The sequence below is a fragment of the Streptomyces sp. NPDC002870 genome (assembly GCF_042888505.1).
Classification (GTDB): Bacteria; Actinomycetota; Actinomycetes; order Streptomycetales; family Streptomycetaceae; genus Streptomyces.
In genome coordinates, this window is sequence record NZ_JBIAPW010000005.1 from 130,318 (window position 1) to 145,155 (window position 14,838).

The 14,838-nt window shown below is 70.8% G+C and carries 12 protein-coding genes and 1 tRNA gene; 10 read left to right on the top strand and 3 right to left on the bottom strand.

Annotated elements, in window-relative coordinates; translation table 11 throughout:
* Positions 1–73: 73 nt before the first annotated feature.
* The 10 genes from ACFYWY_RS08675 (at position 74) to ACFYWY_RS08720 (ending at position 8,769) form a co-directional block, all read left to right on the top strand.
* Entirely contained in the window at positions 74–1,873 is a 1,800-nt protein-coding gene (locus tag ACFYWY_RS08675) for a fatty acyl-AMP ligase (protein ID WP_389181785.1), read from the top strand.
* Complete coding sequence (locus ACFYWY_RS08680; protein WP_389181788.1) at positions 1,870–2,862, top strand: acyl-CoA desaturase; 993 nt, start codon at positions 1,870–1,872, stop codon at positions 2,860–2,862. Before ACFYWY_RS08675 ends, ACFYWY_RS08680 begins: the two co-directional genes overlap by 4 nt.
* Complete coding sequence (locus ACFYWY_RS08685) at positions 2,862–3,836, top strand: acyl-CoA desaturase (RefSeq protein WP_389181791.1); 975 nt, start codon at positions 2,862–2,864, stop codon at positions 3,834–3,836. Before ACFYWY_RS08680 ends, ACFYWY_RS08685 begins: the two co-directional genes overlap by 1 nt.
* Before the next feature lie 99 nt (positions 3,837–3,935).
* Positions 3,936–4,220 carry an acyl carrier protein gene (locus ACFYWY_RS08690; protein WP_389181793.1) on the top strand — a complete coding sequence of 95 codons (285 nt, stop codon included), beginning with the start codon at positions 3,936–3,938 and terminating at the stop codon, positions 4,218–4,220.
* Positions 4,221–4,253: 33 nt separating this feature from the next.
* Entirely contained in the window at positions 4,254–5,357 is a 1,104-nt protein-coding gene (locus ACFYWY_RS08695; protein ID WP_389181796.1) for a fatty acid desaturase, read from the top strand.
* On the top strand, positions 5,354–6,229 hold the full coding sequence (locus tag ACFYWY_RS08700) for an alpha/beta hydrolase (RefSeq protein WP_389181798.1): 876 nt from the start codon (positions 5,354–5,356) through the stop codon (positions 6,227–6,229). The genes ACFYWY_RS08695 and ACFYWY_RS08700 overlap by 4 nt, the downstream gene beginning before the upstream one ends.
* Entirely contained in the window at positions 6,226–6,411 is a 186-nt protein-coding gene (locus tag ACFYWY_RS08705) for a rubredoxin (RefSeq protein WP_389181801.1), read from the top strand. The genes ACFYWY_RS08700 and ACFYWY_RS08705 overlap by 4 nt, the downstream gene beginning before the upstream one ends.
* Before the next feature lie 154 nt (positions 6,412–6,565).
* A tRNA-Pro gene (locus ACFYWY_RS08710) sits at positions 6,566–6,639 on the top strand.
* Between the two features lie 476 nt (positions 6,640–7,115).
* Complete coding sequence (locus ACFYWY_RS08715) at positions 7,116–7,529, top strand: YciI family protein (RefSeq protein WP_389181804.1); 414 nt, start codon at positions 7,116–7,118, stop codon at positions 7,527–7,529.
* 1 nt (position 7,530) lies between these two features.
* Positions 7,531–8,769, top strand: coding sequence for an RNA polymerase sigma factor (locus ACFYWY_RS08720; protein ID WP_389181807.1), 1,239 nt, complete (start codon positions 7,531–7,533; stop codon positions 8,767–8,769).
* 192 nt (positions 8,770–8,961) lie between these two features.
* On the opposite strand, the gene ACFYWY_RS08725 is transcribed toward ACFYWY_RS08720, so the two are convergent.
* From ACFYWY_RS08725 to ACFYWY_RS08735, 3 genes are all read right to left on the bottom strand, one after another.
* On the bottom strand, positions 8,962–9,732 hold the full coding sequence (locus ACFYWY_RS08725; protein ID WP_389181810.1) for a DUF427 domain-containing protein: 771 nt from the start codon (positions 9,730–9,732) through the stop codon (positions 8,962–8,964).
* 63 nt (positions 9,733–9,795) lie between these two features.
* On the bottom strand, positions 9,796–12,759 hold the full coding sequence (locus ACFYWY_RS08730; RefSeq protein ID WP_389181813.1) for an AAA family ATPase: 2,964 nt from the start codon (positions 12,757–12,759) through the stop codon (positions 9,796–9,798).
* Between the two features lie 192 nt (positions 12,760–12,951).
* Positions 12,952–14,643 (bottom strand): S8 family serine peptidase, encoded by a 1,692-nt coding sequence (locus ACFYWY_RS08735; protein ID WP_389182277.1) that lies wholly within the window; start codon positions 14,641–14,643, stop codon positions 12,952–12,954.
* Between the last annotated feature and the right edge of the window lie 195 nt (positions 14,644–14,838).

Consider the following 14,838-nt stretch of genomic DNA (forward strand, 5'->3'; position numbering starts at 1 on the left):
GACCGCCGAACGCCCTGACCTCGATCCAGCAGACCCGTATCCAGCAGAAAGGCCCTCTGTGGAAACGCCGTCAGTGGAATCGCCATACCCAAAACCGCCACCGAAGCCCCTGGAGACGCAGCCCCTGGGAACGTCTCTGCCCCAGATCCTCGAGGAGCGGGCGAGGACGCAGCCGGACCGGCTCGCGTTCCGCTTTCTGCAGGACGGCACGAGCGACCAGGCTGTCGACTGGACCTATCACGAGCTGGCCGTGCGCGCCGAGGCGGTGGCGGCCGAGCTGGGCCGGCGGGGTCTCGACGGCGGCCGGGTGGTCCTCGCCCTCGACCCCGGACTCGACTATGTGGCCGGGCTGTTCGGAATCCTGAGGGCCGGCTGCACCGCCGTCCCCTCCTTCCCGCCCATCGGGCGGCGCGCCATGGCGCGCTTCCTCTCCATCGTGGTCGACTGCGCACCCGACGCCGTCCTGACCGATCCACGCTTCAGCGGCCAGGCCGCGCAGTTCGACGAGCAACTCCCGGGCGGCTCACCGCAGATCGAGTGGATCTTCCCTGAGGAGGAGTTCTACCTCGGCACGGGGGAGGCCGCGGCCCCGCTGCGCCTCGCCGACCAGGCACTGCTGCAGTACAGCTCCGGTTCCACCGGGGACCCCAAGGGAATCGTGCTGACCCACGACAACCTGGTCAGCAACTGCCGGGTGCTCGAGGACCACATGGGGGTGGAGCCCGACCGCGTCGGCTGCTCCTGGCTGCCGCCCTACCACGACATGGGCCTGATGGGGACGATCATGCTGGCCGTGCACGGCGGATGGCCGCTCGTCATGCTCTCCCCGGTGCACTTCGTCCAGGACCCCTACCGCTGGCTCAAGGCCATCACGGACCACCGGGTGACCATCACAGTCGGGCCCAACTTCGCCTTCGACCTGTGCGCCTCGTCCATCGGCGACGACGAACTGCGCACCCTCGACCTGAGCACGCTGCGGCAGGTCTTCTGCGGCAGCGAGCCGGTCTCCGGGGCGACGCTCGACACATTCCACGAGCGCTTCGGACCCGTCACCGGCTTCAACCCCGTATCGGTCATTCCCTGTTACGGACTGGCCGAGGCGACGCTCTTCGTCTCCGGCAAAACCGAGAGCGAAGGCGTACGGACCGAGTGGCTGGACGGCACGGCGCTGGAGTTGGGCGAGGTGCGCCGAGCCCCGGACCGCGAGGCCGCGGGAGCGGTGGGCGTCGTCAGCTGCGGCGTCGTCGCCACCGGTCACGAGGTCGTCGTCGTCGACCCGGACAGCGCACATCCGGTGCCCGCCGGGAGGATCGGAGAGATCTGGGTCAGCGGCCCGAACGTGGCGAGCGGATATCTGAACCGGCCGGAACTGACCGCGAAGACCTTCGGCGCGAGGCTGCCGGGCAGGGCGGGACAGACGTATCTGCGGACCGGCGACCTCGGGTTCCTGCTCGACGGGGAGCTGTTCGTCACCGGACGGCTCAAGGACCTGATCGTCATCAGCGGCCGCAACCTCTACCCGCAGGACATCGAGGACTCCGTCCAGAAGTCCCACAGCGCACTGCGCAGAACGGCCGCCTTCTCCGTACGCAGCACGCGCAGGGAGGAGGAAGAGGTCGTGGTCGTCGCCGAATTCCGGGGTACGCCGGGGGAGTTCGCGGCCGAGGAGGGCCGGCTGCGGGAGCGGGTGACAGCCGCGGTGACCGCCGAACACGGAGTGAAGCCGGCCGCTGTGCACTTCGGCCCGCCCGGGGTCGTCCTGATGACCACCAGCGGCAAGATCCGCCGCAACGCCACCAAGGCCGCTTTCGAGAACGGAAGCCTGAAGGCCTTTCCGCCCTCTCCGGCCGAAAGCCAGGTGTCTGTGCGATGACCACCGACAACACGACAACCCCCACCCACCACCCGACCACTCCTGCGGGCGGCACGACGGCTTCCACCGGCCCCTCGCCGACCGCCGCCGACCCGCCGCCCGTCGGGGAGCTGGACACGGCGGCGAGGAGGCTCGCCTACGTCACCGTCGGAGTGCCGACCCTCGGCTTCGCGGCTGCTGTCGTCTTCTCCTGGAACTACGGGTTCACCCTTGTCGACGGCCTGCTTCTGCTGGTGATGTACGCGGTGACCTCACTCGGCGTCGAGGGCGGCTTCCACCGGTTCTTCTCCCACAAGTCCTTCACCGCCGGGCCCGGCATGACGGCCTTCTGGGGCATCGCGGGAAGCATGGCAGCCCAGGGGCCGGTGCTGTTCTGGGTCGCCACCCACCGCCAGCACCACGCCTTCACCGACCGCGACGGCGATCCGCATTCGCCGCGTCCGCTCGGCGGCGGCCGGTTCCCCCGGCTGCGCGGGTTCTGGCACGGACACGTCGGCTGGCTGTTCCAGGTACGCCGGCAGAACTGGGCCAAGCGCGTGCCCGACCTCGTACGGGACCGGCTCGTGATGCGCCTCAATCAGTACTACTTCGGCTGGATCCTCGCCGGTCTCGCGCTGCCCGCGCTGCTGGGCTGGCTGGCCACCGGGAGTGTGCGCGGGGCAGTGGGCGGCCTCCTCTGGGGCGGTCTGGCGCGGATCTTCCTGCTCGACCATGTGACCTGGGGCGTCAACTCCATCGGCCACAGCATCGGCAACCGGCCCTACCGCACCCGTGACAACAGCAGAAACGTCGCACCGCTCGCCGCGCTGTCGGTCGGCGGCTCCTGGCACAACAACCATCACGCCCGCCCGGCGCTCGCGCACAACCGGCACGGGCTCTGGCAGATCGACCCCACGGGGGCGGTCATCCGGGCACTCGACGCGCTGGGCCTGGTGTCCAACGCGCGCTATCCCGACCGGGAACGACCCGACAAGGAAGGAGTCGACTGATGTCCTCGGCCACGGCCACCTCCCCGGCGCTCTCCGGCGCCATCGTCACGCTTGATCCCGCAAGTCTGCGGATCAAACGCTTCTCCGCGCTGACGACGATGACGCTGCCGCTCATCGGCACGGCAGCCGCCGTGTACTTCTTATGGACCGGGAACTTCACAGCAACGGACCTGTGGCTCTTCGGGGCCATGTACTTCGTGCACATGTTCGGCATCACCGTGGGCTTCCACCGCTATCTCGCGCACAAGGCGTTCAAGACATCGCCGGCCTTCGAGGCGGTGATGATGATCACCGGTTCCATGGGCGCGCAGGGGCCGCTGATGTTCTGGGTGACCACCCACCGCAGGCACCACCGGTTCAGCGACCAGGAGGGCGACCCGCACTCGCCCAATCTGCACGGCAGGGGATTCAAGGCTCGTATGCACGGCCTGTGGTACGCGCACATGCCGTGGATGCTGAGCGCGGAGACCACCAAGTGGACGGTCTTCGGCCCCGATGTGCTCAAGAACCGCCGGCTGATGTACTTCCACCGCACCTATCCCCTGTGGGTGGTCAGCGGTCTGGTGCTGCCCGCACTGATCGGCTTCGCCGTCGAGGGGACCGCGATGTCCGCGCTCACCGGCCTGGTCTTCGGTGGTCTGGCGCGGATCTTCGTCGCCAACCAGGCGGCCTGGTGCGTCGGTTCCGTCTGCCACGCGTTCGGCGGCCGCCCCTTCCACAACAAGGACCGCAGCGCCAACAACTGGCCCGTCGCCCTGCTCACCTTCGGTGAGGGTCTGCAGAACAACCACCATGCGTTCCCCGGCTCCTACCGCCACGGGGTCACCTGGTGGGAGCCGGACATGAGCGGCTGGCTGCTGGCCGGACTCGGCAAGGTGGGCGTCGTCTGGAGCCTGCGCGAGCCCGACAGGGAGACGATCACCAAGCGCAGGGAAGAGGCGAAGGCCGCGGCTGTCCGCCAGACCGTGCCGTAGCCGTACGAATACCGCAATATCCCTCTTCACGGTATCCCTCTTCACATGAGTTCACCCCCCACCGTCCGCCCAGGACAGAGGCAAGACAGGAGCTGGCAGTTGTTCAGGAGGAAGAAAGCCGTCCCGAAGCCGGACGGCCCGCTGACCGAAGAGTCGCTCAGACACTGGCTGACCGACTACCTGGCCTCGCAGATCGAGGTCCCGGCCGGTGAGATCGACACGAAGAAGACCTTCGAGTCCTACGGGCTCGACTCCCGGGTGGCCGTCCAGGTCTCCGGCGCGCTCGAGAAGATCGTCGAGCGCCGCCTGTCCCCGGGCCTGCTGTACGAGTACCAGTCCATCGACGACCTCAGCGCCTACCTCGCCAAGGAACTCAGGCTGTAGGACCGGACGTCCGCAAAGGAGACGACAGACGACATGGGTGCGTTCAACTTTCCTTCGGCGCCTGACGAACACTTCGAGAAGTTCCTCCGGCAGTCCGAGCAGATCGAGGGGGAGCGCCTCGCCGGCGCGATCCCCAAGGACTACTTCGAACCCCGGGTCGCCCGCGGCATCGCCGGCTTCGCCGTCAGCTGGCTGCTGTACTTCGGCGCGATCCTCGGCGTGGCCCACGCCCCGCACTGGCTCCTCTACTTACCCCTGTGGATCGTGGCGGGGCTCGGCGGCTGGGGCCTGCACTGCATCGCGCACGACTGCGGGCACGGATCGTTCTCACGCTCCCGCAAGTTCAACTACGCCATCGGGCACCTGTCACTGCTGCCGCTGGCCTATCCCTTCCACGCCTGGCGACATGTTCACAATATGCACCACAGCAGCACCAACCATTTGGAGCTGGACACCGACTGGCGTCCTCTGCCGGCCGGGATGTACGACCGCATGACGGTGCGGGAGAAGCTCGTCTACATGTCCACCCGCACCTGGGCATTCTGGGGCGGCACCATCAACTACTGGCTGGAGTCCGGCTTCCGGCCCGGCTTCTTCCCCAAACAGGGACAGCGGCGCGAGGTGCGGCGCTCGATCGCCTTCGTCCTCGCCCTGGGCGTCCCGTACTTCGGGATGCTCATCCACTTCACCGGATTCCAGGGCGTGCTGCTGTACTTCGTCGCCCCCTGGATCGCCACCCACGCGTGGTTCAGCGCCACGACGCTGATGCACCACAGTGCCAGCGACGTGCCCTATCTGACCGCAGACCACTGGACACGCAACGCCAGCCGGCTACTGCTCACCACGGACTACGTCTACCCGAAGTGGCTGCTGTTCCTCACCCACAACATCTCCATCCACACCGCGCACCATGTCGCGCCCGTCGTGCCGTACTACAACCTCCCCAAGGCGCAGGAGGCACTCAAGCGGCAGTACCCGGGCATGGTCAGGGAGAAGAAGTTCACCTTCGGCCAGATGTGGCGCATCGTGCGCCATCTGCACTTCTACGACACCGAGTCGGGCTTTTACACCGACCGTACCCGCGCCAAGGTGGCGCCGGGGGAGAAGGCGATGGCGTCCGGCAAGGGCGTCTCGTGACCGCCCGAGCCCTGCGCAGATTCGCCCACACCGCCCTGGGCGCCGTCGCGCCCGGGGCGGGTGCGCGCTGGGCGACCGATGTCTTCAGCAGCACGCGCACTCTCGGGCTGCGCCCCGACAACGTACTGCCGCTGGGGGCACGGCACTTCACCGTGCACGACAGCCCGGACGCGCCCAACGGATACCTGTGGGGCGAACAGGGCGGTACGGAAGGCACCGCGCTGCTCGTCCACGGCTGGGCGTCCGACAGCAGCAGCATGCACTCGCTCGTCGCGCCCATGCGTGAACTCGGCCTTTCCGTCGCCGCGTTCGACGCCCCCGCCCACGGGGTGCGCAAGGGCTCGCAGGCCACGATGACCCAGTACACGCGGGCGGTCCGGGCGGTCCTCGACACCCTCGGAGACGTGCGGGTGATCGTCGCGCACTCGCTGGGCACGATCGCATCGATCGGCGCGGCCGTGCGGCGGAGGGCGCAGCCGCTGGACTGCCTTGTCGCGATCGCCCCCGCCTGCACCCTGGGCGGCGTGCTGGAGCGATGGGACGGCGCGGGATTGCGGCTGACCCGCACCGTGGTCGACGGCATCTACCGCGAACTCCACCTCCGCAACGGCGTGCCCGTCAGTCACTGGGACGCCGTCGCGCTCGGCGGAGGGCTCGGCACCCCCGTCCTGGCCGTCCACGACCCGGGCGACCCGATGGTGCCGTACTCCGACGCCAAGGCGGTCGCCGCCGGCCTGCGCGATGTGACCCTCGAAGCGGCGCCGGGGACCGGTCACGCCGGGATCCTCATGGACAGGGAGGTCAAGGCGCTGGTGTCCGCGTTCGTCTCCCGGAACATGGACCGGAACAGGAACCGAGAAGGGATCTTATGAACGACCAGTCGTCCGGCAAGCGGGCGTGGATGTGTCTTCTGTGCGGCTGGGTGTACTACGAGGAGCTGGGCCTGCCCGAAGAGGGAATCGAGCCGGGAACGCGCTGGGAGGACATCCCCGACACCTGGGAGTGCCCCGACTGCGGCGCCATGAAGGCCGACTTCGTCATGGAAGAGCTCTGACGCTTACGAACGGGCTCTGCTGCTCACGGAATGCGCTGCCGCCGCCGGAAGCGACGGTCGGCACATGACCGCAGGCCGGACGTCCGGCGGCTACCGGGGAGTGGGGTAATGTTCTCTTGCGCCCCTCGGCGGGGAAACCCGGCGAACGGCGCATCGGGACGTGGCGCAGCTTGGTAGCGCACTTGACTGGGGGTCAAGGGGTCGCAGGTTCAAATCCTGTCGTCCCGACGGTGCAAGAGGGCTTCGAGCCCAGGTCAGGGCCTTGTTTCACTTCGGTGAGGCAAGGCCCTTGATCGGTTTTGGGGGCCGTCGTCTCACAACTTCTCTGGCGCCAGATCCGCTTGCGCCACCGCACCCGCACCGGCGTGCCGAAGGACTGGGCGTCGTGCAGGGCCTGGACGGGCCGGCCGTGGCCGACCGCGACCACCCCGGTCCGAGCGCACCACGACGCGCCAGGACCACACGTAGTGACGCACGCGAGGCCTTCTCTTGATTCAGTTGCCTGATCGCTGCTGATCTTGGAAGGCCGCGCTCCGTCTCGCCCTCGCGCCATGGCGTGGACCCGGACACCGCGAGAGGGCTCACCCAGGCTCATCTACGAGAGTCAAAAAATTTCGGACGGCGATGTCGAGAACCCGTGACTGGCTCCGTCCCCGCAATGAACGCGACCACAATGGGTCGCACCAGCACCGAGGAGAAACACGATGGCCAAGTACTTGCTGCTCAAGCACTACCGCGGCGCCCCGGCTGCGGTCAACGACGTGCCCATGGACCAATGGACGCCGGAAGAGATCTCGGCCCACGTGCAGTACATGAACGACTTCGCGGCCCGGCTCGAGGGGACCGGCGAGTTCGTCGACGGTCAGGCGCTCGCCCCCGAAGGGACTTTCGTCCGGTACGACGGCGAGGGCCGCCCGCCGGTCACCGACGGCCCGTTCGCCGAGACCAAGGACCTCATCGCCGGCTGGATGGTGATCGACGTCGACAGCTACGAGCGCGCCCTCGAGCTGGCCGGGGAACTGTCGGCCGCTCCTGGGGCGGGCGGGAAGCCGATCCACGAGTGGCTCGAGCTGCGCCCGTTCCTGACCGCGCCGCCCACCATCACGGAGTGCCACTGAAGTGAACGAGGTCCTGCTCCGGAGCCTCACACCGAGCGTGCTCGGGATCCTCGTCCGCCGCGGAGCCGACTTCGCGGCGGCCGAGGACGCCGTGCAGGACGCGCTGGTCGAGGCGGTCCGCGTCTGGCCGGCCGACATGCCGCGGGACCCGAAGGGCTGGCTGGTCACCGTGGCCTGGCGCCGGTTTCTCGACGCGACCCGGGCGGACGCCGCCCGCCGCCGACGTGAGGACCTCCTCGACGAGGAGCCGGCGCCCGGGCCCGCACCCGCGGTGGACGACACACTCCAGCTCTACTTCCTGTGCGCCCACCCGTCGCTGACGCCGTCGTCCGCGGTCGCGCTCACGCTGCGCGCCGTCGGCGGGCTGACCACCCGCCAGATCGCCCAGGCCTACCTGGTGCCCGAGGCGACGATGGCGCTGGGGGTACCCCCGGCCGAAGGCTGGGGGAGCATCAGCCGGGCCAAGCGCACCGTCTCCGGCGTTGGGGTATCCCCTGCTCTGGGGGCACCTCCCGGCCGAAGCCTGGGGGAGAAGTCGAGAGCTCGGGGACGGTTCGACCAGCCCGGCGACGTCGCCACCGTGCTGCGCGTCCTCTACCTGGTCTTCAACGAGGGCTACTCCGGCGACGTCGACCTCGCCGCCGAGGCCATCCGGCTCACCCGGCAGCTCGCGGCCGCGATCGACCACCCCGAGGTGGCGGGGCTGCTCGCCCTCATGCTGCTCCACCACGCCCGGCGCGCCGCCCGGACCGCGCCCGACGGCAGCCTGGTGCCGCTCGCCGAGCAGGACCGCGGCCGGTGGGACACCGAGTTGATCGCCGAGGGCGTCGAGATCCTGCAGGCGGCCCTCGCCCGCGACCGGCTGGGCGAGTTCCAGGCCCAGGCCGCCATCGCGGCACTCCACGCCGACGCGCCCACCGCCGAGGAGACTGACTGGGTGCAGATCGTCGAGTGGTACGACGAGCTCGCGCGCCTGACCGACAGCCCGGTCGTCCGGCTCAACCGCGCGGTGGCCGTCGGCGAGGCCGACGGACCGCGCGCCGGCCTGGCGGCGCTCGTGGCGCTGGACGACTCCCTGCCCCGCCATGCCGCGGTGGCGGCCTACCTCCACGAGCGCGACGGCGACCTGGCGACGGCGGCACGGCTGTATGCCGAGGCGGCCCAAAAGGCACCCAACCTCGCCGAGCGCGACCACCTGACGCGCCAGGCCGCCCGGCTCAACGCCCGCCGGTGTCGCTGACGGGTCGCGCTCCGATTTTCCCGCGGCACTCGGCGCGGCCCCGTGGCCAGAGCGGTCGCCGCAAAGTCAGTAGGCGGGTCGAGACCGGCTGCACGACGCGTTTCCGGCGGGGAAGGTCAGCGGCGACGACATGCGCGCTGAAGGCGTGGCGTCCCAACACCGCGCGGACGTACTCGGCCGGCAGCGCCGGCTTCAGGAGAACAGCTCGCTGAACGGGGAGACCGGGCGCTCCAGCCGCTCGCCGTCGAGGATGATGTCGACCGCTTCGTTGTAGAAGGCGATCAGGCCCTTGATCTCGCGCACGGCGGGGAGCGGATCAGGGTAGCTCCAGGCCACGTTCGCCGCCGCGTCGCCGGGGCCCGCCCAGGACCAGTACTCCGTCGCCGTGCCCTTGTACGGGCACTGGGTGCGCAGACCGGTGGGGGTCAGCAGGCCGAACCGGATGTCCTCGCGAGGGATGTAGTAGCGCGTCGGGAGCTGCGTCTCGAAGAGGAGCACCGGTGCGCGGGTGTCGGCGACGACCGTGCCGTTGATCTCGACCTGGACGTGCCGGCTGCTGGGGATGGCGTCGACTCGCTTGTGCGGGTCACGCGGGTGTACGAAGATCTCCGCTTCCTCCTCGTACCAGTGGTCGAGGACGTCCCGCCCGAACCACTCGAAGGAGATGTACCCCGCGAGCTCGTCGCCGGGGTAGGACCACGCCGCGTTCCCGGTCACCTCGCCGTCGATCTCCAGGTCGTAGAAGACCGTCGATCCCGCGTGACGCCCGGTCGGGGGTCGCGCGGCCTTCCGCAGCAGATCCGTGCGGACGTCCTGCTCGGGGAAGGCGTAGAGAGGTACGGGGCGGCCGGGCTCCCAGACCAGGATCGGGCGGCGGCTGTCGACGACGGTGACATCACCCTTCGTCCCGCGCACCCAGCGCTCGCTGGGCTCCCAGATGACGTTCTCGGGTTGCGCTCCCATCGCTGGCCTCCGTGTGGTCGTCTCTGACCGGTCTGAGATCAATGATCCCCCGGGTCCGTGCGGTCAGCCCGCCGCCGGGCTGTCCGTCGTCCGCACCGTCGGCGGGTGGCCCTGCCACGCGTTCAGCGCGGTCGCCAGCTGCGCGCGCGAACGGACCTCCAGCTTCTGGTAGATGCGGGTGAGGCGGGCCTCCACCGTCTTCACGCTGAGGTACAGCTTCGCCGCCGCCTCCTGGTTGCTGGCCCCTTGGCGTACCAGCAGCGCGAGGCGCAGCTCCGCGTCCGTGAGGGAGGACGGGGCGCCGCCGCCGGCCGGGGCGGGTTCGGCCGTGCGGGACGGCGTCTCCGTCGCCAGTGCCAGCCAGGGGGACGCCCCCGCCCGTTCGAAGACCGCGGCCGCGGCGTGCAGCGCGTTCTGCGCGGCCGACCGCCTGCGGCGGCGGCGCTCGACCCGGGCGAGCGCGATCAGCGTCCGGCCGCGATCCAGCGGCAGACCCGCCACGGCGAAGCGCTCGGCCGTCTCCGTCAGCAGCCGCGTCGCCTCCTCGACGTTCCCGCTCGCGGCCAGATACAGCGCGTACGCCCGGTCGCAGCCGAGCAGCACCGTGGCGCGGCCGAGGCGTTCGGCGACCGGGCGCACATCGGCGAGCAGGGCCGCGGCCTCCTCCGGGGCGTCGTTCGCCAGCAGCGCCTCGGCCAGCTCCTCGTGCCAGCGCAGCATGGACGGGTCGACGGTCGACTGGGCGCGTTCGCCGGACTGCACCCGGCGCAGGGTTTCCAGGGCGTTGGCCACATCCCCGGCGACGAGCTGGACCCGGCCGAGTGCGTACAGACTGCGGGAGAGGAAGACGTGGTCGCCCTCCTCCTCGGAGGCCTGGGCGCTGCGCCGGGCGTAGCTCGCGGCGCGTGCGAAGCTGCCGCCCGCGGTCTCGGCGAGAGCCAGCGCGTACCAGGCGGGCCCCGGCGAGAGGCCGGCCTCCAGTGTCAGGGCGAGCGACCGTCCGGCGTGCGAGAGCGCCGCCGCGCACTGCCCCTGTCTGGCCTCCACCTCCGCGAGCGTACGGAACAGCTCGATGGCGTCCTCGACCGGGCCTCGCCGCTCGACCAGCGGCAGCAGGGCGTTCAACTGGTCGCGGGCCTCGGTGAGCCGGTCGTCGAACAGGGCATGACGGATCGTCAGTATCTGGGCCGCGTTACGGATGCCGAGCGGGCGCTCGAACACCTCGAGGGCCCGCGCCTCGGCAAGGACCCGCTCCGCGTCCGGCGAGCCGAGAACCCGGTCCATGCGCGCCTGCACGGTCAGCGCCCTGGCCGCCGTCTTCCGGTCGCCCACGGAGCCCGCGAGCGCGGCGGATTCGACCGCGGCGGCCCGGGACCGTGCGGGATCGCCGTCGGCCAGCACGTACTTCACCGCCAGCCGGAGCTGGACGGCCGCCCGCAGCGCCGTCTCGCCCTCCGAGTCCTCCATCGCGTGTACGTAGATCTCGTCGAGGTCGCTCAGTCCCTGCCCGGCCGTGTCCAGCACCGCGAGCCGCGCGCGGACCCGGTCGGCCGGTGCGGCGTCGCGGGCGAGGAGATCGGTCGCGGCGCGCATCGCCAGGTCCGCGCGGGCGGCGCGGGCGGCTTCCTCTGCGGCGTCGACGAGCCGGGTGATCCGCTGCGCGCTGTGCTGCATGGGCGTGGACTCGGCGGCGAGCAGGGCGAGTTCGGCGGCCAGCGCGCTGTTGCCGCGGCGCCGCGCGGTTTCGGCGGCCGCCGCGACCTCCGCGGCCAGCAGTTCGTCGGGAACGTCCGTGGCCAGCGCCCGGTGCCGTACGGCCTCGACGGAATCGTCCACGACCCGGGCGAGCGCCGCGTGACCGTCGCTGCGCTCGGTCCAGCAGGCGTCGTGCACCAGCGTGGAGGGCAGCACACCGGCGGTGAACACGACCGTCCCGTCCTCCTTGAGGGAGATCAGATTCGCCCGCTCGGCGGCGGCGAGGTCGGCCTCGGCGTTGCGTCGGCCCGCGCGGCGGATCAGCGACGCCGTCGGGCGCAGCGCCAGCGCGGCCAGCAGGAGCGTGCCGCGGACGCCGGGGGACGCGGCGTCGAGCAACTGGCGGGCCAGATCGCGGGCGCGTCCGGAGAGGGACAGCGCCTCGGCATGGTGCACGGGCGTCCGCGCGTCGGCGAGGGACCGGCCGACGGCGAGCGCGAGCCGCGGATTGCCGCCGCTCGCCCGGTGGATGCGGCCGGCCATCCGCGACGGCAGCCGGTGGTGGATGAGGAGTTCGGCGATCTCGTCGGCGTGCAGCGGCGGCACGAACAGGACATCGGCCTCGGACGGCACCCACAGCGGCTCGGCGTCGGTCGGGTCCGGCTTGGGCTCGCCGGCGCGCGGTGTGTCGGGGCCGTGCGACGCGGTACGGGGTGTGTCGGGGCCGTATGCCGCCGGGGTCTCGACGGCGACCGCCCGCAGCGCGGAGGGAGCCAGATGCAGAGCGAAACGCAGCAGGTCCGCGCTGTCGGCGTCGATGCGCTGTACGCCGTCGACGACGAGCAGGACCGGTCCGCGCGCGGCGAGGGTCCGCAGGATCTGGGCGAGGGCCAGCCGCAGGGCGATCGGGTCCCAGCCGAGCTCCGGGATCGGCGCCTCACGGCACAGCATGGCGACGGCGCTCCGCTGCGGACCGGGCAGCCCTTCGAGAATGTCGAACCCGCCCGGAGCTCCGCCGCCGCCCGCACCGGCGTGAGCCTCCAGACCCTCGTGGGCGCCCGGCGCGGGCCAGGACAGGCTCGCGGACACGGACGCGACGAGGGCCGCGGCGGCGGCTCCCGGTATGTTCCGGTCGGCGGGGAGCGTCGCGAGCCACAGCACCCTCTCGCCGCGGGACTCGGCGCGCGCGGCGACGGCCAGCGCGACCTCCGTCTTGCCGACCCCGGCAGGGCCGGTGAGCAGAGCGCGCCCACGGGTGTGCAGGACGCTTTCCAGCCGCGCGAGAAGCTCCCCTCGCCCGACCGTCGCGGGGCGGTACGCCGACGATGTCACGCGCCGCCACCCCCTTCCGGACACGCCCGGGCCCCCTGCCCTGGGAGCAGAGCATACGAATCCGGCCGCCGCAGTCCAGGCCTTGAGTCCGGCATTCGGACGCACGGGGACGGACAGGCGGCAGGGCGCGCCCTCGGCGATATGCCGTGGACGCGCCCCTGACCAGCGATGATGCAGTTTTGCGAGGTGTATTTAGAAGGTGAGGCTCCAGTTGTCGATGTAGCCGGTGTCACCCGATGCCACATCGCGGACCTGGAGCTTCCAGGTGCCGTTGGCGACCTCGCTGGACGCGTCGACGGTGTACGTCGCGAGGACGTTGTCCGCGCTGTCCGGGCCGGAGGAGGCCTTCAGGTTGCGCACCGTCCCGTCCGGGGCGATCAGATCGATGACCAGGTCGCCGCGCCAGGTGTGCTTGATGTCCACGTCGACCTTGAGGGCGGCGGGGGCGTTGCCGGTACGGCCGGTGACGGCGATCGACGAGGTGGCGGTCGAGAGGTCCGAGATCGTCACGTTCGTCGCGTTGCTGAACGTCGCGCCGCCGGGGGTGCCGGTGACGGCGTTCACGGTCTTGGTGGCGTCGGCGATACCGGCGCCGCAGCCGCCGGTGCAGGTGCCGGGCAGCGGCCGGGCGTTGGTCTTGATCGCGGACTCGATGTCGGCCGGGGTCAGCGCGGGCTTGGCCGATTCGAGCAGCGCGGCGAGCCCGGCGATGTGCGGGGCGGCCATCGAAGTGCCCTGGTAGGGCTTGTAGTTCTCCGCAGACTGGGTGGTGGCACCGGAGTTCAGCGTGGAGAGGATGCCGTTCTCGGGGGTGGTGACGGTGCCGGGCGTGTCGGTGGCGCGGCGGGTCTCGCCGCCGGGCGCGGCGACGTCGACGATGCTGCCGAAGTTCGAGTAGAACGAACGGTTGCCCTCACGGCTGGTGGACGCCACGTTGATGATGCCCGCGCAGTTGGCGGGCGTGAAGCCGGAGGCGTTCGCATTGCTGTTGCCGGCCGCGACGACGACGGTGGTACCGCGCGACACCGCGCCGTTGATGGCGTTCTGGTAGACGCTCGGGCAGGTGGAACTGGCTCCGCCGAGGCTCATGTTGATGACCTTGGCCGGGTTCGGGTTCGCCGGGATGCCCGGGACGGTGCCGCCGGACGCCCAGGTGATGGCGTCGGCGATGTCGGCCGAAGAGCCGCCGCACTTGCCGAGCACGCGGACCGGCTGGACCTTCGCGTTGTACGCGATGCCCGCAACGCCCTTGCTGTTGCCCGTCGTCGCCGCGATGGTGCCCGCGACATGCGTGCCGTGCCAGGAGGAGTTGCTCGCCTTGGAGCCGAGGCCGCACTCGCCGTCGGTGGCGTTCCAGTCGCCCTCGTCCTTGGCGTCGCTGTCGCGGCCGTTGCCGTCGCGGGCATCCGCGGAGGTGGAGATGAAGTCGTAGCCGGAGACGACGTTGGCAGCCAGGTCCGTGTGGGCGGCGTAGCCGGTGTCGATGACGGCGACGGTGACGCCGCTGCCGGTGCTCTTGTCCCAGGCGCCGGGCACGTTCATGCCGCCGGTGGCCTCGAAGAGGTCCCACTGCTTGGCGTACTCGGTGTCGTTCGGGGTGACCGCCATCGCGTAGGCGCGGATGTCGGGGTCCACGGACGCGACGGAGGGGTCGGCCCGGAAGGCGTCCATGACCTCGGTGAGGTCCTTCTTGGACGCCTCGCCACCCAGGTCGACCAGGGCGGCGCCACCGGCGAGCCGGCGTTCGAACGACAGGCTCTCGCCGGTCTCTGCGCCCTTGGCCGTGGCGTCGCCGGCGGCGGCCTTGTTGGAACTGGCCTCGGCCGACTTGGACTTGTAGGTGACGATGACCTTCTCGACCGGCGCGGTCGGGAGTGCGGTCATGGACTGCGAAGCCGGAGCGGGCTTCGGCGAGGGGGTTTGCGGGGTGGCGGCGAGTGCCACGGATGACGTGGCGGCGACTGCGGCGATCGTGGCGCTCGCGGCCACGACGGATATGAGTCTCCGTCTGGAACCGTTCAAGGTGTTCCCTTTCCACTGACGGTGCGGAGCGCGGGCGGCGGCGCGGGAACCGCGGTT